Annotated in this window: 18 protein-coding genes and 1 tRNA gene; 8 read left to right on the plus strand and 11 right to left on the minus strand. The window is 60.2% G+C overall.

The window, feature by feature from the left end; all coding sequences use genetic code 11:
- Positions 1 to 6: 6 nt before the first annotated feature.
- Entirely contained in the window at positions 7 to 987 is a 981-nt protein-coding gene (gene iolC, locus ACR0IK_RS13695; protein ID WP_480596490.1) for a 5-dehydro-2-deoxygluconokinase, read from the minus strand.
- 113 nt (positions 988 to 1,100) lie between these two features.
- Here iolC and ACR0IK_RS13700 point away from each other — a divergent pair, with 113 nt between their 5' ends.
- Entirely contained in the window at positions 1,101 to 2,204 is a 1,104-nt protein-coding gene (locus ACR0IK_RS13700; RefSeq protein WP_480641865.1) for a Gfo/Idh/MocA family protein, read from the plus strand.
- Between the two features lie 36 nt (positions 2,205 to 2,240).
- A complete protein-coding gene (locus ACR0IK_RS13705) occupies positions 2,241 to 3,374 on the plus strand; it encodes a Gfo/Idh/MocA family protein (protein WP_480596486.1) in 1,134 nt (377 codons plus the stop codon).
- Here the strand turns inward: ACR0IK_RS13705 and ACR0IK_RS13710 are convergent, their stop codons facing one another.
- Both ACR0IK_RS13710 and ACR0IK_RS13715 read right to left on the minus strand, forming a co-directional pair.
- Complete coding sequence (locus ACR0IK_RS13710; RefSeq protein WP_480596482.1) at positions 3,375 to 4,373, minus strand: LacI family DNA-binding transcriptional regulator; 999 nt, start codon at positions 4,371 to 4,373, stop codon at positions 3,375 to 3,377.
- 145 nt (positions 4,374 to 4,518) lie between these two features.
- Positions 4,519 to 4,594 (minus strand) — tRNA-Val (locus ACR0IK_RS13715).
- 219 nt (positions 4,595 to 4,813) lie between these two features.
- Here ACR0IK_RS13715 and modA point away from each other — a divergent pair.
- From modA to ACR0IK_RS13735, 4 genes are all read left to right on the plus strand, one after another.
- On the plus strand, positions 4,814 to 5,593 hold the full coding sequence (modA, locus tag ACR0IK_RS13720) for a molybdate ABC transporter substrate-binding protein (protein WP_480641866.1): 780 nt from the start codon (positions 4,814 to 4,816) through the stop codon (positions 5,591 to 5,593).
- 3 nt (positions 5,594 to 5,596) lie between these two features.
- Positions 5,597 to 6,289 carry a molybdate ABC transporter permease subunit gene (modB, locus tag ACR0IK_RS13725; RefSeq protein WP_480641867.1) on the plus strand — a complete coding sequence of 231 codons (693 nt, stop codon included), beginning with the start codon at positions 5,597 to 5,599 and terminating at the stop codon, positions 6,287 to 6,289.
- The gene (gene modC, locus ACR0IK_RS13730; protein ID WP_480641868.1) at positions 6,286 to 7,383 is read left to right on the plus strand and encodes a molybdenum ABC transporter ATP-binding protein; all 1,098 of its coding nucleotides are present in this window, start codon (positions 6,286 to 6,288) and stop codon (positions 7,381 to 7,383) included. Before modB ends, modC begins: the two co-directional genes overlap by 4 nt.
- 80 nt (positions 7,384 to 7,463) lie before the next feature.
- Entirely contained in the window at positions 7,464 to 7,871 is a 408-nt protein-coding gene (locus ACR0IK_RS13735; RefSeq protein WP_480641869.1) for a hypothetical protein, read from the plus strand.
- Positions 7,872 to 7,877: 6 nt separating this feature from the next.
- Here ACR0IK_RS13735 and hemF read toward each other — a convergent pair whose 3' ends face one another.
- The 4 genes from hemF to clpS are packed head-to-tail and all read right to left on the minus strand — an operon-like array spanning position 7,878 to position 10,943.
- Positions 7,878 to 8,762, minus strand: a complete 885-nt coding sequence (gene hemF, locus ACR0IK_RS13740; RefSeq protein WP_480596470.1) for an oxygen-dependent coproporphyrinogen oxidase — start codon at positions 8,760 to 8,762, stop codon at positions 7,878 to 7,880.
- Positions 8,763 to 8,767: 5 nt separating this feature from the next.
- A complete protein-coding gene (locus ACR0IK_RS13745; RefSeq protein WP_480596468.1) occupies positions 8,768 to 9,568 on the minus strand; it encodes an SDR family NAD(P)-dependent oxidoreductase in 801 nt (266 codons plus the stop codon).
- Positions 9,569 to 9,605: 37 nt separating this feature from the next.
- Entirely contained in the window at positions 9,606 to 10,571 is a 966-nt protein-coding gene (locus ACR0IK_RS13750; RefSeq protein ID WP_480641870.1) for a class I SAM-dependent methyltransferase, read from the minus strand.
- A 27-nt stretch (positions 10,572 to 10,598) separates the two neighbouring features.
- Complete coding sequence (gene clpS, locus ACR0IK_RS13755) at positions 10,599 to 10,943, minus strand: ATP-dependent Clp protease adapter ClpS (protein WP_480596463.1); 345 nt, start codon at positions 10,941 to 10,943, stop codon at positions 10,599 to 10,601.
- A 93-nt stretch (positions 10,944 to 11,036) separates the two neighbouring features.
- Between clpS and ACR0IK_RS13760 the strand changes: the two genes are divergently transcribed.
- Both ACR0IK_RS13760 and ACR0IK_RS13765 read left to right on the plus strand, forming a co-directional pair.
- Positions 11,037 to 11,738 (plus strand): HAD family hydrolase, encoded by a 702-nt coding sequence (locus tag ACR0IK_RS13760; RefSeq protein ID WP_480641871.1) that lies wholly within the window; start codon positions 11,037 to 11,039, stop codon positions 11,736 to 11,738.
- Positions 11,739 to 12,018: 280 nt separating this feature from the next.
- A complete protein-coding gene (locus ACR0IK_RS13765) occupies positions 12,019 to 13,401 on the plus strand; it encodes a D-alanyl-D-alanine carboxypeptidase family protein (RefSeq protein ID WP_480641872.1) in 1,383 nt (460 codons plus the stop codon).
- A 72-nt stretch (positions 13,402 to 13,473) separates the two neighbouring features.
- Here ACR0IK_RS13765 and ACR0IK_RS13770 read toward each other — a convergent pair whose 3' ends face one another.
- The 4 genes from ACR0IK_RS13770 to ACR0IK_RS13785 all read right to left on the minus strand — a co-directional run bounded on the left by ACR0IK_RS13770 (position 13,474) and on the right by ACR0IK_RS13785 (position 17,394).
- On the minus strand, positions 13,474 to 14,721 hold the full coding sequence (locus ACR0IK_RS13770; protein WP_480596457.1) for a hypothetical protein: 1,248 nt from the start codon (positions 14,719 to 14,721) through the stop codon (positions 13,474 to 13,476).
- Between the two features lie 151 nt (positions 14,722 to 14,872).
- Positions 14,873 to 15,634, minus strand: a complete 762-nt coding sequence (locus ACR0IK_RS13775) for a LamB/YcsF family protein (protein ID WP_480596455.1) — start codon at positions 15,632 to 15,634, stop codon at positions 14,873 to 14,875.
- Positions 15,635 to 15,646: 12 nt separating this feature from the next.
- Positions 15,647 to 16,645, minus strand: coding sequence for a 5-oxoprolinase subunit C family protein (locus ACR0IK_RS13780; protein ID WP_480596453.1), 999 nt, complete (start codon positions 16,643 to 16,645; stop codon positions 15,647 to 15,649).
- Positions 16,642 to 17,394 carry a 5-oxoprolinase subunit B family protein gene (locus ACR0IK_RS13785; protein ID WP_480641873.1) on the minus strand — a complete coding sequence of 251 codons (753 nt, stop codon included), beginning with the start codon at positions 17,392 to 17,394 and terminating at the stop codon, positions 16,642 to 16,644. The genes ACR0IK_RS13780 and ACR0IK_RS13785 overlap by 4 nt, the downstream gene beginning before the upstream one ends.
- Between the last annotated feature and the right edge of the window lie 466 nt (positions 17,395 to 17,860).

Consider the following 17,860-nt stretch of genomic DNA (forward strand, 5'->3'; position numbering starts at 1 on the left):
AGCCTCCTATGTGGTCGGGCCGGGGTGGGTGGCGAGGAATGCGTCCAGTTGCTGCGTTGTTGGCATCGCCTGGGCGCAACCGGGTTGTGATACAACGATCGAGGCACAGGCCGACCCGCGCATGACCGAGTCTTTCAGCGAATGCCCCGCCGCGATTGACGCCAGCAGGCCGGCCATGAAACTGTCGCCCGCGCCGTTGGGTTTGACGGCGGTGACAGGGTAGATACCGGTGCGGATCTCCTGACCGTCCGCCAGCGTCACCGCGCCCTGTTCACCTTTCTTATAGATGACGATTCGGCCCGGTTTTTCCGCCAGTTCCTTGGCCTTGGCGAAACCCTTTTCGATACCCCCGGCCATGAAACCGAACTCTTCGTCATTGCCGACGATCAGGTCACTGGCCTCTCCGGCGAGCGACAGGACGTCGGCGGCCACCTCGGGCGAGGGCCAGCTATAGGGGCGGTAATCAATGTCGAAAATTACGGGCAACCCGGCTGCGCGGGCGTTTTCGAAAGCGCGGAAGGTGGCGCTGCGCGAGGGTTCTGCTGCAAAGACAGTGCCCGCCGAGATCACGGCGGAGAAGGCGGAATAGTCGACCTTGTCCATGTCCTCTTCAGTGACCTGAAAATCGACGGCCCCATTGCGATAGATGACGTTCTGGAAATTCTCGATCCGGCTTTCATAAACGGCCAGCGACATGCGGTATTCACCGCCAACGACACGGATATTGGACGTGTCGACGCCATAGTGGCGCAGGCGATTCAGGCAGAATCGCCCAATGGCATCATCCGAGACCGAGGTGACCAGCGACGCCTGACTACCCAACTTGACCAGACCTGCACAGATATTGGCCGACGATCCGCCCAGATCGGCGTGGAACGTATCAGCATCTTCGCTTTTGACGCCAATGGGATCGGCGAACATGTCCATGCCCGCACGCCCCAACACGGCGAACCGGTTTCCTTTGATACCGTCTATCAAAGCGCTCACGTCATATTCCTCCGGCAAGCTGGGGTCGGCAAAGTTTGGACCTTGCGTTGAATCGATTCACACGATACTCATTTTGCAACCGGTTGCAAATGATATGTTCGGAGCCGCGACAGATGCCTGAAATCGGAATTGGAATTGTTGGCGGTGGCTATATGGGCAAGGCCCATTCCGTTGCCATGTCGGCGGTGGGTGCAGTGTTCAACACGGCACTTCGCCCGCGTCTTGAGATGATCTGCGCCTCAAGCCCCGAAAGCGCCGAACGGTATCGGACGGCGTACGGATTCCGCCGCGCGACCGAGGACTGGCGGGTGCTGGTCAACGACCCGGCGGTCGAGGCTGTAGTGATCGCCTCACCCCAGAACACCCACCGCCAGATCGCCGAAGCGTCCTTTGCCTTGGGCAAGCCGGTGCTGTGCGAAAAGCCGCTTGGCGCGTCGATGCAGGATGGAGCAGCCATGGTAGCGGCCGCCGAGGCGGCCGGTGTCACCAACATGGTCGGCTTCAATTATGCCCGCACCCCCGCCACGCAATACGCGCGAAAACTGATTGCAGAGGGTGAGCTGGGAGACATCACCTGGTTCCGCGGCGAGCATACTGAAGATTTTTATGCCGACCCCGAGGCCCCGGCCACCTGGCGCACAAACGGCATGGCAAACGGAACGATGGGCGATCTGGCGCCGCACATGATCAATGGCGCGCTGGCGCTGATGGGGCCGATTGCCGAGGTTATGGCCGAGGTCGAGACCGTTCACCACTCCCGCCCCGGCGGCATGGTGGACAATGATGATCACGCGCAGATCATGTGCCGGTTCGAAAATGGTGCGATGGGCAATATCTATGTCAGCCGCGTCGCGACAGGCCGCAAGATGGGCTACGCCTATGAGATTTCTGGCACCAAGGGCGCTCTGCGTTTTGATCAGGAGGACCAGAACGCTCTGTGGTTCTATCGCCGCGAAGGCCCCGAGGCGCAGCGCGGCTTCACCAAGATCCTGACCGGTCCGGCGCATCCGGACTACGAACCCTTCTGTCAGGGTCCGGGCCACGGGACCGGCTATCAGGACCAGATCATCATTGAGGCCAAGGATTTCCTGCAGGCGATCCATACCGGGCAGCCCATCTGGCCCACCTTCCACGACGGGCACGAGGTTAACCTTGTCGTCGCCGCGGCGCTGGCGTCCTCCCGGCAACGGCAATGGCAAAACATCCGCGATTTCTGATCGCGAACGGCAAAACACTTAAGAGAGACAAATACCATGGCAAAGCTGAAATGGGGCATGATTGGTGGTGGCGAAGGAAGCCAGATCGGGCCTGCACACCGTCTGGGGGCTCAGGCGGACGGCATGTTCGAGTTCGCAGCCGGTGCGCTGGATCACCGCCCCGACGTAGGCCGGGAATATGCGCAGCGGCTGGGCGTGGCCGCCGACCGCGCCTATGGCGATTGGCAAGAGATGCTGGCTGGCGAAAAGGGCCGCGCCGACCGGATCGATCTGGTGACGATTGCCACGCCAAACTCCACCCATTTCGAGATCGCCAAAGCGTTCCTTGAGGCCGGGTTCAACGTACTGTGCGAAAAGCCGATGACCATGACCGTGGAAGAGGGTGAGGAGATTGTCCGCGTGACCGAGGCGTCGGGCAAGATCTGTGCGGTGAATTACTGCTATTCCGCCTATCCGATGGTGCGGCAGGCCCGTGCGATGGTGCGGGCAGGCGACATTGGCAAGGTGCGTCTGGTCGTCACCAATTTCAGTCACGGCCACCATGGCGATGCCACCGATGCCGACAACCCGCGTGTGCGCTGGCGCTATGATCCAGCGATGGCGGGGGTTTCGGGGCAATTCGCTGATTGCGGCATCCACGCGCTGCACATGGCCAGCTTCATCTGCGATGATGAGGTGAAGACACTGTCCGCCGACATGGCTTCGACCATTTCCAGCCGCGAACTGGAAGACGACGCAATGATCAACTTCCGGATGGAGGGTGGCGCTGTCGGCCGCCTATGGACCTCATCCGTGGCCATCGGGCGGCAACACGGGTTCGACATTCAGGTGTTCGGTGAAACCGGCGGTCTGCGCTGGACTTCGGAACAACCCAACCAATTGATCTATACCCCTGTCGGCGGGCGCACCCAGATCATCGAAAAGGGTGAGGGCGGCCTGCATGATGAAGCGCAGCGCCTGTCCCGCGTGGCCATCGCGCATCCCGAAGGGTTTCCGCTGGCGGTCGCCAATATCTATTGCGACCTGGCCGATGCGATCCGGGGCGAGACCCGCGACGGCCTGCCGGGCGCGTCAGACGGGGTTCGCTCGATTGCCGCTGTGCACGCGGCCGTGGCATCGGGCAAAGAGGACGGCGCCTGGAAAGACGCGCGCCCGCCGATGTTCCAGTGATCAGGGGCGGGGCCGCAGCGTGCCCCGCTCAATCACCCGGCAAGGGAAAATCCGCGCCTCGGGGTAGCGTTTGGGGTCCTTCAGCATTTCCTCGACCAGATCCACGGACGAGGTGATGATCTGCTTGATCGGCTGGTGAATTGTAGTGAGGTCTACGCTCTCCCACCGCGACATTTCCATATCGTTGAGGCCGATGATGCCGATATCCGTGCCCGGTTTCAGCCCGTGATCCCGCAGGGCCGACAGGGCGCCGATGGACAGGATGTCGTCACCGCAGAAATAGCCTTCGGCGGGGGTGCCAGCCAGCAATCTCAGCATCTCGGCACGCCCTGCGTCAAAGGAATAGGCCCCAGCGAAGGAATGCGACACCTCAATGTCGGGGCGTTTTTCTAACTCTTCCATGAAGCCGCGATACCGGTCCATGGCCGATGTTGCATCCTTCGGCCCGCCCAGATATCCCACGCGCCGGTAGCCGCGCGCCAGAAGTTCACGCGCTGCCATCCGCCCGCATTCCACGTTGTCGATTCCCACGACGTGAACTTCTGGCGATGTGGCCGAGCGGCCGAATGTATGTACCACCGGAACGCCCGCGTCATGAAACGCCTTTGCAAAACTGGGTGGCAAAGTCGATGAGGCGACGATGGCGGCATCTACCGAGTATTGCCGCAACATTCGCACCGAATTGGCCGGTTCGGTCTCGTCCGTCAGATTCACGATCAGCGGCCGCAGCCCACGTTCCTGCAGGGCGCGGGTGAACTGGTCGAATACCTCAAGGAAGATCGGGTTGTGGAAGTTGTTGGAGATCAACCCGATCAGCTTGGTCCGTCCCGTGGTCAGCGACGACGCCAGCGCGTTGGGACTGTAGCCCAGTTCCTTGGCGGCTTTTTCAACCTTGCTGCGGGTCTTGGCCGACACCGAAGCGCCCTCGGTAAAGGTGCGTGAAACGGCCGAGCGGGACACGCCGGCCAGTGCGGCGACATCTTTGAGGGTGACACTCATGACTGGCGCCCGCGGAACTGGGGAAGGCTAACAAGCGAATTCATGATGAAATACTACGCGCCAACGGTCAAAATTTGCAATCGGTTGCAAAGATCAGGTGCGAATTTCGCTGGGTCCGTGGTATTTGCGTGATTTAGACAGGGAATGGTGGGTGATGAGAGACTCGAACTCCCGACATCTTCGGTGTAAACGAAGCGCTCTACCAACTGAGCTAATCACCCGTGACGGTGCATGTAGCCAAGCCTGCGCGCGGGCGCAAGAGGGTCTTGCACAATTTATTTGATGTACGGCCCGGTCAGGCGAGTTCCTTTGATATTGCTCCACGTTTATTTTGTTCATTTTCGGCAGGCTGCGCCCTCGGTCCTGGGAAAGGCGCTTGCGTGCCATATGCGCCCTCAGATATTCCCGAAGGAACTGAAACTTTCCAGACGGGAGAGCACATGATCCTTTCCCTTGCCCGCCGATGTGCAATCGCAGCCTTGGTGTTGGGCACATTGACGCTGGCCCCGATAAGGGCCGGAGCGGCGGAGGTTTTGGTTTTTGCCGCCGCCAGCCTGAAAAATGCCTTGGACGAGATCGCGCCGGTTTTCGAACAGCAAACCGGGCATGAGGTCACGGTGTCCTATGCAGCCTCGTCCGTATTGGCGCGGCAGATTCAACTGGGCGCACCTGCGCATCTGTTCATTTCGGCGAATGTGGATTGGATGGATGTTCTGCAGAACCAGGAATTGATCGACGCGGACTCACGGGTGGATTTGCTGGGTAATGGGTTGGTTCTGATTGGCGGTGCAGATCAGGATCAGATCGGCCGGATGCAGCCGGATGTCGATCTGCCTGCGAGGCTTGGGAACGGGCATCTGGCGATGGCGCTGGTCGATGCGGTGCCAGCGGGAATTTACGGCAAGGCGGCGCTGCAGAACCTGGGGCTGTGGGAGGATGTGCAGACCCGGATCGCACAGACCGACAACGTTCGCGCGGCGCTCGCGCTGGTTGCGTCAGGGGCCGCGCCGTTGGGGATTGTCTACCAGTCGGATGCGCAAGTCGAAGACCGGGTTCAGGTTGTGGCCTCGTTCCCGCCCGATCTGCACCCGCCGGTTATCTATCCGGCAGCGGTGACCGCGTCCGGCACAACCGCAGCTCGGGCGTTTCTGGATCACCTGCAATCGGACGCCGCCCAGGAAGTTTTCATAACACAGGGCTTTGCCCTACCGGATCGCTGACACATGGGGTGGTTGGGGCCAGCAGAGCTTGAGGCGCTCAGACTGTCATTGCGCGTTTCCTTTTGGGCTACGCTGGTGACCTTGCCGTTTGGCATTTTTGTGGCCTACGCGCTGGCGCGCTGGCGGTTTCCCGGCCGTCAGTTGCTGAACGGGTTGGTGCATCTGCCACTGATCCTGCCACCGGTGGTGACCGGATATCTGCTATTGCTGACCTTCGGCATCCAGGGGCCGTTGGGCAAGCTGCTGGCCGAGTTTGGCATCGTCGTGGCCTTTCGCTGGACCGGCGCGGCGCTGGCCGCAGGGATCATGGCCTTTCCGTTGATGGTGCGGGCCATCCGCCTGTCGATCGAGGCGGTGGACCCCAAGTTGGAGCAGGCTGGGGCGACACTGGGCGCGTCGCGCCCCTTCGTCTTTGCCACCGTCACCCTGCCAATGATTCTGCCCGGTGTGATCGCTGGTGCCATTCTTGCCTTTGCCAAAGCGATGGGAGAGTTCGGGGCCACGATAACCTTTGTTTCCAACATCCCCGGCCAGACCCAAACCCTGCCGTCGGCAGTCTATGCCTTTTTGCAAGTGCCGGGGGGCGAGGGCGCGGCGACGCGGCTGGTGGTGGTGTCGATCATCATCGCCATGGGGGCGTTGCTACTGTCGGAATATGTCGGTCGTCGCGCCGCTGCCCGGGTGTCCGGGTCATGAGTCTGTCTGTCCGCCTGCAGCACGATCTGCCCGACCTAACGCTGGATCTCAGCTTTGACGCGCCCTCGGGCGTGACCGTTCTGTTTGGGCGCTCCGGGTCGGGCAAGACCACAGTGGTCAACGCCGTGGCCGGTTTGCTGCGTCCCAAGGCCGGGCGGATCGCTGTAGACGGGTGGGAGCTTTTCGATACCGAGCAGAACCTCTGGCTGCCGCCGCACCGCAGGCGGTTGGGTTACATCTTTCAGGAAGGCCGTCTGTTCCCGCATCTGACCGTGCGGCAGAACCTGTCCTATGGCCGCTGGTTTGCGCCGAAACGAGCGCGCCGCGAGGACCCGGACAAAGTGATCGAGATGCTGGGCATAGGACATTTGCTGGACCGCCGTCCTGCTGGCCTGTCAGGCGGTGAAAAGCAGCGCGTGGCGATTGGACGAGCATTGCTGGCCAGTCCACGGCTGATCCTGGCCGATGAACCTCTGGCCGCGTTGGACGACGAACGCAAGGCTGAGATCCTGCCTTATTTCGAACGGCTGCGGGATGAGGTCTCGGTGCCGATTCTCTATGTCACACATTCCGCGGCCGAGGTCGCGCGGCTGGCGACTTCCGTGGTTGCGCTTCAGGACGGCAAGGCGGTGCGACACGGCCCGGCGTCCGAGGTGATGGCCGATCCGTCGATCGCCCCGGCCGGGGTACGTGCTGTGGGCGCGGTGCTTAAGGTTCGGGTGCGGGACCATCACGCCGACGGGCTGACTGAATTGGATGCTGGCGGCGCGCGCCTGTTCCTGCCGCGCATTCCGCATCAGGTGGGGGAAGAACTGCGCATCCGTATTCCGGCTCAGGAGGTGATCCTGTCCAGCAAGCGGCCCGAGGGACTCTCGGCCTTGAACATGCTGGCAGGAACAGTCGATACGATCCGCGCGGGTGAAGGGCCGGGAGCCATTGTGTCGGTCCAAACCCCGGCAGGACCGGTACTGGCCCGCGTCACCCGCCGCTCGGTCGAGGCGCTGGGGCTGGAGCCCGGCAAGCCCTGCTATGCGGTGATCAAGACGGTTGCCCTGGCGCCGCAGGATGTTGGCGGTCGGCTGAGCGCCCGATGAGCCCGGGCTTTACTCACAAGCCGTGCCTCCTATGATTTATGGTAATGTCCGAATGTGTTTCAGGCCAAGGATTTGTTGCTATGCGGTTTTTCAGAGTTTCAGGCGCAGTTGTTCTTCTTTTGCTGCCAACACTGGCGCAAGCCGTCGGAGTTGGCTTTGCAATCAGGCCCGGATATCGCGCAACGGTCACGCAGTTGGACAATGGTAATTACCAGGTGGCCACCCATGGCTCGTCAGCGGCAATCGCCTATTGGTGCGGTATTGGAGATTTCGCCATCCGCACCCTCGGCCTGCCGACGACCCAGCGCATTTACGTCGCCAAAGCCTATGACAAGCAGACGCGTACAGTGCAGTTTTCGCTGGCGCCGCCCGAAGGCGGCGACACCTCGAAAAGCTATTCTATCACGGTCAGCCGCGTGGGTGAGAATATGTCGGCATCCGGAGCACAGAGCCATTGCTTTGACAACATCATGGATTTCGACTTCTGACCAAAATCAGACCCACTTGGCCAATGGGGGCAGGCTCATCAGCACTGCGTCCGGGTCGTGGCCGGTTTCCAGCCCAAACTTGGTGCCCCGGTCGTAAACCAGATTGTATTCGGCATAGAGGCCGCGATGCACCAGTTGGGTGTTTTTATCGTCATCGTCAAAGCCCTGCACGCGGCGCTTTTCGACCAGAGGCAGGAAGGCAGGTAAAAAGGCCCGGCCAATATCCTGTGTCAGCGCAAAATCTGCCGCCCAGTCACCGGTGCAGTAGTCATCCATGAAGATGCCGCCCACGCCTCGGGCGCGTTTCCGGTGTGGGATATAGAAGTATTCGTCCGCCCATTCCTTGAGGCGCGGATAGTGCCCCGGTCCGTGCGGGTCCAGGTGCGCCTTCTGCGTGGCGTGGAAATGAACGGTGTCTTCATCATATTCGATACAGGGGTTCAGGTCCGATCCGCCTCCGAACCACCATGCGTGTGGCGTCCAGAACATACGGGTATTCATATGCACGGCCGGGACATGCGGGTTCTGCATGTGTGCGACCAGCGAAATGCCAGAGGCCCAGAAACGTGGATCATCGACCATGCCGGGAATGCCCTTGCGGGCGGCCATGGCTTGCTGCGCCCGCTCACCCAGCGTGCCGTAGACGGTCGAGATGTTGACGCCAACCTTTTCGAAAACGCGGCCACCGCGCATCACAGACATCAACCCGCCACCCGCGTCCGAACCGTCCTCGGATTGGCGTGTGGTTTCCTTGACCTCGAACCGGCCGGGCTTCCCATCCGAGAATGGCCCGCTGTCGTGACTGTCTTCCAGGGCTTCGAATGCGGTGACGATCCGGTCGCGCAAATCGCGGAACCAAGCAGAGGCGGTTGATTTTTCAGTGTCGAACATGGGGATTAGTGGGCCGGGGCTGCGACGGGATCCAGCAGGGTGCGGCCGCCGTCAATGGTCAGGATTTGCCCGGTGATGAACCCGGCGGCGTCCGAGGCTAGAAACTGTGCCGTCTCGGTCAACTCGGTAGGCGCGGCGATCCGGGCCAGAGGGGTGTGTTTCTCGATGTCGTCGCGGAAGTCGCGGTTCTCTTTCAGGGTGGATTGCAGCGAGGCACTCATCACCGAGCCCAGAGCGATCGAGTTCACCCGGATACGGTTCGGGGCCAGCGCCACTGCCAGTGAGCGGGTCAACTGGTCCAGTGCGGCAGTCGACACGGAATAGGCCATCAGATCAGGGTGCGTGCGCCGGGCGGCAATCGAGGACAGGTTGATGATCGACCTGGCCGGGTTTTCGTCCTCGTCATCGGCTTGTTTGATCATCCGTTTGGCGACTAGCTGGCTCAGCCGCAGGGCAGGCATCAGGTTCTGGTTTAGCAGGGTACGCACCGAGTCATCTTCGGTATCCAGCGGATCGGAGGGGATCACCTGCCGCGCGCCGTTGATCAGAATGTCCACCTGATCGAACGCGTCGATGGTGGCGGACAGAAGGTTGGCGATGGTCAGCTTTTCCCGCAGGTCCCCGGCGAAGAAACGGATATTACTGTCGTCGGCCTGTTCCCCCAGCTCCTCGGTCAGCCGTTTCTCGTCCATGTCGGCAAACATCACATTGGCACCTGCATCAGCAAAGTGACGCCCGATGGCCAGACCGACGCCGTTGGCCCCGCCGGTCACGATTGCAGTTTTGCCAGCTATGGAAAAGGACATGCGTAAACTCCTGAGTTGCGGCGCAGGTTAGCCGGGATCACCGCCGAGGGCGAGAGGCATGAAAGACCTTGAACCGATTGTCGCCGGTTACTTCTTCGACATGGATAAAAACGTCGGTCAGAGTGGTTTCATAGGGCAGGTGACGGTTGGCAACCATCCACAGTGCACCGGTGCGGGTCAGGTTCCTGGCGGACGACCGGATGAAGCCTTGCCCCAGCTCCGGTTCGGCGCTGCGGCCGGTGTGGAACGGCGGGTTCATCACCACTGCGTCGATGGGTTCGGGTGCAAGCCAGGTCACCGCATCGGCCCAGTGAAACTGCGCGCGCGGGTCAGCTACATTGGTGCGGGCGCAGGTAAGCGCGGTGTGGTCGGCCTCGACCAGATGCAGGGCCTTCAGGCCCGGAGCCTGCAGAAGCCCGGCGGACATATATCCCCAACCCGCACCAAGGTCAGCGACCCGAGCGCCCGGCTTTTCGGGCAGCGCCGCCCGCAACAGGGCCGAAGCCGGATCGATGCCGTCCGCCGAGAACACCCCCGGCGCGGTCTGAAAGCCGTCTGCGGTCTGATGCTCGGGCGCGGCCCAATCCGCAAAAGTCTGGCGATCCGTCCGGAACCAGAAAATCTTGCCATGGGCCTTGGAGATCGGCCCCTCGACCGCGACGCGTTTTCGGATGTCTTTCAGCAGGCTGTCCACGCCATCTGTCTTGGCACCATCCACAACGACGACTCCTGTGGCGCGACAGCACGCCTGATACACCATCGAGCGGGCCAGCGCCTTGGCACGGGGCAGGAACACAATGGCGTCCTGACAGGGCTCATCCGTTTCAGGAATGACCGAGAACCCCTGGTTGGCAAAGTGATCATGAAACGGCTTGAACGGCTGCACCACCTGCGTCTCGCGGGGCAAGGCAGACAGGTCACTGCTTGCGGTCGGTCCAAGCACCGTCAGCGGTTGCGACAGCGAAAGGCCGCTATGCAGGGCGAGATCGAGACGAGGAGACATGAACGACTTCGAAAGAGCAGCGCGGGCTTACTCTTCCCGCTCCATGGTGCATTGCAGAGGGTGCTGATGCCGACGGGCAAAATCCATGACCTGACCTACTTTGGTCTCGGCGATCTCGTGGCTGAACACACCCACGACCGCGACGCCTTTTTTGTGGACGGTCAACATGATCTCGAACGCTTGTGCGTGGGTCATGCTGAAGAAGCGCTCCAGTACATGCACCACGAACTCCATTGGGGTGTAGTCGTCATTCAGCAGCAGAACCTTGTACAGTGGCGGGCGCTTGGTCTTTGGGCGCGTCTGCACCAGGACTGACGAGTCTGGGTCGTCGTCGTCCGGTTTGTCAGACATGATCCATTGGTGTTCAAGCATTGCGTTCTACTGTCCGATTCAGGCTTCGGTTTATCTGTGCGCTTATATAACGTCGTACTGGCCAGAGAAAAGAGCCAGCAGGACGTATTCGACATGGGTCAAAACCTTACCACAATCGGCTTCGATGCGGATGATACTTTGTGGCACAACGAGCGTTTTTTTCAGCTCACACAGGCTCATTTCACCGATTTGCTGGCCGATCATGCCGAGAAGGATCATCTGTTGGAGCGCCTGCTGGCGGCTGAAAAGCGCAACATCCGTCACTACGGGTACGGAATCAAAGGCTTTACCCTGTCGATGATCGAAACCGCGATCGAGGTGACGAATGACCGGGTTCCGGCCTCGGTAATCCGCCAACTGGTCGAAGCCGGGCAAGAGATGCTGGCCCATCCGATCGAGCTGCTGCCCCATGCACGTGAGGCGATCGAGGGCGCGGCGGCGACTCATCAGGTGGTGCTGATCACCAAGGGCGACCTGATCGACCAGGAGCGGAAACTGGCGCAGTCCGGATTGGGAGAGCTGTTCGACGGGGTTGAAATCGTCTCTGAGAAGACACCACAGACCTATCTGCAGATTTTTAACCAGTACGAGGGCGGACCTGCGTCGGCCATGATGGTCGGCAATTCAATGCGATCCGATGTGGTGGCCCCAATTCAGGCTGGATGCTGGGGTGTGTATGTGCCGTACGGGCTGGTCTGGGAGGTCGAGCAGGCCGAAACGCCAGCCGAGAACCCCCGGTACCGCGAGTTGCTGGACCTGAGCCAGCTCTCGGACCTTGTTCAGCGGCTCGGCTGATGTTGCCGAATGGTCTCAGTTTCGAAAATTCGACGCAGAGCGGCGGCATTTTCCGGTCACATTCATGGATGTGGTGGGGCAGGGGACGTGCATGGCCATATGTTGTATGTCATCCAAAGGGTAACCAAACAGCGATTTGATGAGCTTTTGGTTTATTTCATTGGGTCCCTGTGTTAGCCTTTAAAGCAATAAAATAATTACAAGCTGACCGGGAAAACCCGGCGGCTCGAGGTAGACAGAGGCAAAGATCGTGCAGGTTCGGCGGACAGTTCCGGCCCGAATGGGCTTATTCCTTATAGCATTCTTGTGGCTGCTCTCCTTTGCGCCGTTGCAAGGGGTGGCCGCGCCCTATGCGGCAATGGTGATTGATGCACGAACCGGAGAGGTGCTGCACTCGCGCAACGCCGACACACGGTTGCATCCGGCTTCGCTGACCAAGATGATGACGCTCTACATCGCGTTCGAAGCGGTGCGGAACGGGGAAATCACGCTGGACACACCGGTGCGTATCACCACGAAAGCCGCGTCCGAGCCGCCATCGAAACTGGGTTTGCGCACAGGGCAGAAGATTGCCTTCCGATATCTGATTCGCGCTGCCGCAGTGAAGTCGGCCAATGATGCCGCCACCGCCATCGGTATCGCCATCAGCGGGTCCGAAGCCGCCTTTGCCCGCCGCATGACCCGCACCGCCAAGGCCATGGGGATGAGCCGCACCACGTTCAAGAACGCGCATGGTTTGACAGAATCGGGTCACCTGTCCACCGCACGGGACATGACCACACTGGGCCGTCACCTGCTGTATGATTACCCGCAGTACTACAACCTGTTCTCGCGGCAATCGACCAATGCCGGGATCAAGACGGTTCCGAACACGAACCGTCGCCTGCTGGCCGCCTATAAAGGCGCGGATGGGATCAAAACCGGTTACACCCGGGCTGCGGGCTTCAACCTTGTGGCTTCGGCCAAGCGCAAAGATGAACGGATCATCGCCACCGTGTTCGGCGGTAAATCCGGCGCATCGCGCAATGCCAAAGTGGCCGAGCTGCTGGACATGGGTTTCCGCCGCGCACCGTCGCGGGCACCGATCCGCAAACCGGCCCGTCCGGCCTATGCCGGGAATATCGGGTTGGACGCGACTGTCGCAGCTCTGACCGGAGCACCGAAAACCAGCCTGCGGCCGGTGCTACGTCCGGGGCCAGGTGCTGCCGTACAGGTGGCTGGCACCGTTGCCGCGACCGCTGCCAAGAACGGTGCGCGCATTCAGGACGGTATCGCCGCAGCCATTGCGGCTGCGGATGTTCAGGCTGCAACCGACGACACAACGCGGCCAGCCGCACGTCCGGAAAAACTGGTTCTGGCATCGACCGACCCGAACGTGCAGCCCGAGCCCGAACAGGAAATTGTGACCCGGCTGTCTACATCCGGCGGGCATTTGTGGGGCGTCAATGTGGGCCGCTATACCACCCGATACGAGGCGGAAAAGGTTTTGCTGAAAACCGCCCTGTCGGAAATGACCACTCTGGAAGGAACCCTGCGCAAGGTGAACCAAAGCTCGCGCGGGTTCGAGGCGACATTTCAGGGCATGACCCGCGAACAGGCTGATCTGGCCTGCCGCAGGCTTCAGGCCCGGAATGTCACATGTTTCATGATCGGGCCGTCATAAGATCCGACATATACTCTCCTGAATGGGTCTGGCTGCGAGGATACTCGCAGCCTCTTTTTTTGTCAGAACGCCTTAGTCGAACACGTGGCCGTGCTGATATTGCTCATCCTGCCCGGCAGCTGCGGTCAGAGCGGCCACGTTGTCCTTTGTAAAGAACCCGTCATAGTGATGGCAGCGCTCGATATACTCGGTGATCAGCAGAGTGTTTTTTGAGTGTTTCGAGAAAATCTGTTTCAGGTTAGGGTCGTCTTTGCATTCACCCACCACATGCGCCAGGAACGGCACGCCCTTGTCCTTGAGCGTATTGACAACGAAATCGACATTCTTTTCCCCGGCGTTGTGATCACCATCCTGAATCTCAACCGCCATGTGATGCAGGCGGCGACCAAAATTGCGGACAAAATCCTCGGTTGGCATGGGCAACTGTTCAAAGGAATTGACGAAGGAAGGCGTGTTGTTCGCCGTGAAGACCTTGGCGGGTGACTTCTTGTCATCATCCACATTGGCATTCCTGTTCACATTGGTCGACGAGTTCATGTCGAAGATGTTGTACGCCCCCCAGAAATAATAGGGCACCATGGTCAGGAACTCGAGGATCGCGTCCTCACGCTCACCGGCCAGAATGCGGGTGGCGAGGTGATCGATCCCCAGCATCAAAGGAGAGATTTTGCTGTCCGCCCCAAACGCGGCGGCCTGATCCAGTTGTGCCCGTTCCGCATTGCTCAGCAGCACGCGGTCCCCCAGCCCCAAACCGTCCGGGTCATTGAAGTCCAGCGTGGAATAACCCACCCGGTTGCAGGTAAAATCGGACGGGGTGGTGAAGCAGAACCCATCCTGCGTGTAGAATGGGTTCTCGGTATCGCCTTTGTACTCAAAGCGGATGTTTTGATCTTCGAGCGTCTTGCTGAGCGTTTTCAGGTCGGTCGCACCATAGATTTCTCCGACGTATCGGGTTTGTGGTGTGTTACGCGCCAGCGGGTACATCCGGTTGATGCGTGGGATGAAGTCCTCAAAGCTGGGGTTCAGCGGGGCCATCACGATCATGGCCGGGTAATCGGGATGCGAATGCAGGATTGAGAACTTGTGGGTCTGCCCCATATATGTGGCCGTGTGGCGATATGGGGTCATCACATACAGCTCAATCAGCGTATCGAACAGCGCGGTGGTTTCCACCTGCAGGACTATTGCCCGCATCGGCCCAACCTGATCGGCCACGCCCGAGCTGGTACGCCGTTCGTAGATCATCGGCAGGTACTCGTTGAAGAAGTCCGAGTTCTTCTTGTCCCCGCGGGGCTGATACGACATCAAATCGAAAGACATTGATAAACCTCCTTGCGCATACCCGGTGGCAGTCGGGCGTGGCCTTGCTTGGATTTCCAATAATCAGAACATGCACTTGCGGTCATGCTAGGGTCAGAAGTCCAAGCGGGCAACAGTAAGAAGGTGGGGCGATGGTCTTACGACCGCATGGTCATCGGGTGAATTTTGTCACCTCGACACCGCCTGCGATCAGGTTCTCGCGCACGGACCGAGCGATTTGCACTGCGGTAGGTCCATCGCCATGCAGGCAGATCGTATCGATCGAGGTTTCAAGCAGTTTGCCGGATTCGGTGATGATGGCGCCTTCGCGGACCATGTTCAGGATGCGCGGCCCGGCAAGCTCCGGGTCATGGATAACCGCGCCGGGCAGGCTGCGATCCACCAGAGTGCCGTCATCATTATAGGCGCGGTCGGCAAAAATCTCGCCGACCCATTTGCAGCCAATCTCACGCACAGCCTCTTCTTGTTTGGTGACGGCTAAAACCATGATGATGATATCCGGGTCCACGTCCAGCGCGCCCAGATAACAAGCCCGCGCCATGTCGATATCGACCGAGCACATATTGGCCAGCGCTCCGTGCAGTTTCAGGTGTCGGACTTTGGTGCCAACTGCCTTGGCCATCCCCATCGCCGCGCCCAGTTGATAACGCACCAGATTGCGCAAGCTGTCATGGGGCACCTTCATGTTGCGGCGACCAAACCCCTGCAGGTCGGGAAAGCCGGGATGCGCACCGATGCCCACTCCGTTCCGGGCCGCCAGAGTCATCGTCTTTGCCATCACATCCGGATCGCCCGCGTGAAAGCCGCAGGCTATATTGGCCGATGTGATGATCTTCAGCAGGCTGTCATCATCGCCCATTTTCCATGGGCCAAAGCTTTCTCCCATATCTGCATTCAGATCGACGCTGGGCATCGGCAACACTCCTTACTCGGTGGCAGAGACCATTCCGCCGATCAATTGGTAGGACAACAGATCCGGTATGTCATGTGGGTTAAGGACCAGAGGTTCGACCCGTGTCCGCAATCGTGACAGATCGGAAAGATAGGTTGCATGCAGGGCGACAGCTTCCTCCATCGTCACGAATTGGAACCGGACCTGCCCTCCCGGAGGGGTCTGCGCCGCACGGGGCAGGTCACAGGGCAGAACGGTGGCAATCCGGGGATAGCCTCCGGTGGTCTGACATTCGGGCAGAAGGATAAAGGGGTTGCCGGTGCCAGTCATCTGGATGTCACCGGGGGTGATCACCTCGGACAATATGTTCAGCTGACCTTGGGCAGCGAAACCCTCGCCATCGCTGTTTAGTTGCATACCCATCCGGTTCGCCCGTGCCCCGCGCCGAAACGCTGTCCGGGCAAAACGGTTCAGCGTGCTCTGCTCGAACAAGGGGGTTTGAAAGCTTGCAACTACACGCAGAGTGCCACCGGCGAACCGATCCTCCGGACGCAGCTTCATTCCAGCGCTGCCCGCATGCGGACCTGCCGGCAACATGTCACCCATCTGCACTGCGCGCCCGACCTTCGCGGTCAAATGGGCAGAGCGCGACCCCAGAAACTGGGGCGCATCAATCCCGCCTCCAACGTGCAGATAGCCATATGTTCCTTGTGTGACCGCACCGATGGTCAGCTTCTGCCCGGCCTGCAAAGCATAAGAGGCATTCCAGGCGATCGGCGTACCATCGATATTCGCCTGCATCGACGCACCGGACAGGGCAATGTTGACTGGCTCGGTGGCCTCGAACGATCCGCCCTTGCCTGCCATTTCCAATGCAGCGCTATCTGGGCTTTGGCCCAACAGCGCTGCGCCTTCATGAAGTGCCAACTGATCCGCCGCGCCAGACCGTGACAGACCCTGATCCAGATATCCCGTGCGCCCCTGATCCTGCACTGTGCAGGCGGGTCCGATCTGATGCACAAGCAGACTCATGCGGGGATCTCTGTGCAGGACGCGCCGCCCGCGCTATCGCGGGTCGCGCGGATGGCATCCAGTTCGTCCGGGCTAACCGGAATAAACTGCATCTCATCCCCGGGGCGCAGTGCAAAGCTCTGCTCGGCTTCGGGGCGGAAACACCGGAACGCGGTCTGACCTACATGCCGCCATCCGGTGGGGGTCGGCCCCGAAAACAGCACAAACTGGGAAATCGCCAGCACCAGGGCGCCCTCGGGTACCATCGGCGTCAGTTCCTTGAGGCGCGGAATGTTGAACTCCGGTCCCAGCGGGCCGAGATAGGGCTGACCAGGCGCGAAGCCTATGGTCAGCACGCGCACGCAGGTGTTGCCGAGGCGTTTGATGGCTTCGACGGATGACAGCCCCGCCGCGGCGGCGGCCTCATCCAGTTGCGGCGCAAGCTCGCCGCCATAAACGGTTGGCACCTTCCACAGACGACGCCCGGCCGGAAGCGATGCCTGATACCAATTCTGTCGCTCTAAAATCTGTTCCAGGCGCGCCTGAATTTCGGAGTGCGGCAATCGAATTGGATCAAACCGGATATAGGCCGAAGCAAGCGAGGCCGATGTCTCCGCCACACCATCCCAATTCAGAGAGTCGACAGCGTTGCGGAACGCGAGGGCGGCACGATTGGAGGGTTCCGAAATCGTATCTCCAAACGAAATCAGCACACCGTCCAGACCAACTGTTCGGATGCGTGGGAAAGGGGCTACCTGCTTGGGTGTCATCTCATAATGCGTTCGAACGTTTCTTTGCGGCGAGGTGATCTTATCCCGGGCCAATGCGCAAGCCCCGGGCTTGGACCCGAGCGGCTTTCTAAGTCTAAAATGCGAGTCGAGTCGGGAAAACTGGCCGAATTTTGGGCAACCGAGTCGGGCTGGCCTTGTGGGTGCGGAAGGCGGACTCACTATATATAGAGTGGGCGTGGACGCGGCCGGGTCATGGCTTTGTGGTGGATCACCGGCTTTGGGGTGTGTTGGCAGAGATCGCCCTGCCGGAGGTGCTCATAAATTATTGAAAATAAATAAAAAATAGTAAAATGGCAAAAAAATTGCGCAGGATGTGATTTTCTGCTTGCGGCTAGTGCTGGTTATACTTAGAACCCCCTTCACCGGCGCTGCTGAGGCGCTTGGGACGCACCGGTGAGACGGTGGGACGGGCCGGAGAGACGGTTGAGACGCTCAGGAGAGACTG

The organism is Ruegeria sp. BF7 (assembly GCF_056538605.1).

Bases quoted from the DNA above. Each gene is read 5' to 3' on its own strand.
- ACR0IK_RS13700 (WP_480641865.1), top strand. From the start codon at position 1,101: ATGCCTGAAATCGGAATTGGAATTGTTGGCGGTGGCTATATGGGCAAG.
- ACR0IK_RS13705 (WP_480596486.1), top strand. From the start codon at position 2,241: ATGGCAAAGCTGAAATGGGGCATGATTGGTGGTGGCGAAGGAAGCCAG.
- ACR0IK_RS13710 (WP_480596482.1), bottom strand. From the start codon at position 4,373: ATGAGTGTCACCCTCAAAGATGTCGCCGCACTGGCCGGCGTGTCCCGC.
- modA (WP_480641866.1), top strand. From the start codon at position 4,814: ATGATCCTTTCCCTTGCCCGCCGATGTGCAATCGCAGCCTTGGTGTTG.
- modB (WP_480641867.1), top strand. From the start codon at position 5,597: ATGGGGTGGTTGGGGCCAGCAGAGCTTGAGGCGCTCAGACTGTCATTG.
- modC (WP_480641868.1), top strand. From the start codon at position 6,286: ATGAGTCTGTCTGTCCGCCTGCAGCACGATCTGCCCGACCTAACGCTG.
- ACR0IK_RS13735 (WP_480641869.1), top strand. From the start codon at position 7,464: ATGCGGTTTTTCAGAGTTTCAGGCGCAGTTGTTCTTCTTTTGCTGCCA.
- hemF (WP_480596470.1), bottom strand. From the start codon at position 8,762: ATGTTCGACACTGAAAAATCAACCGCCTCTGCTTGGTTCCGCGATTTG.
- ACR0IK_RS13745 (WP_480596468.1), bottom strand. From the start codon at position 9,568: ATGTCCTTTTCCATAGCTGGCAAAACTGCAATCGTGACCGGCGGGGCC.
- ACR0IK_RS13750 (WP_480641870.1), bottom strand. From the start codon at position 10,571: ATGTCTCCTCGTCTCGATCTCGCCCTGCATAGCGGCCTTTCGCTGTCG.
- clpS (WP_480596463.1), bottom strand. From the start codon at position 10,943: ATGCTTGAACACCAATGGATCATGTCTGACAAACCGGACGACGACGAC.
- ACR0IK_RS13760 (WP_480641871.1), top strand. From the start codon at position 11,037: ATGGGTCAAAACCTTACCACAATCGGCTTCGATGCGGATGATACTTTG.
- ACR0IK_RS13765 (WP_480641872.1), top strand. From the start codon at position 12,019: ATGGGCTTATTCCTTATAGCATTCTTGTGGCTGCTCTCCTTTGCGCCG.
- ACR0IK_RS13770 (WP_480596457.1), bottom strand. From the start codon at position 14,721: ATGTCTTTCGATTTGATGTCGTATCAGCCCCGCGGGGACAAGAAGAAC.
- ACR0IK_RS13775 (WP_480596455.1), bottom strand. From the start codon at position 15,634: ATGCCCAGCGTCGATCTGAATGCAGATATGGGAGAAAGCTTTGGCCCA.
- ACR0IK_RS13780 (WP_480596453.1), bottom strand. From the start codon at position 16,645: ATGAGTCTGCTTGTGCATCAGATCGGACCCGCCTGCACAGTGCAGGAT.
- ACR0IK_RS13785 (WP_480641873.1), bottom strand. From the start codon at position 17,394: ATGACACCCAAGCAGGTAGCCCCTTTCCCACGCATCCGAACAGTTGGT.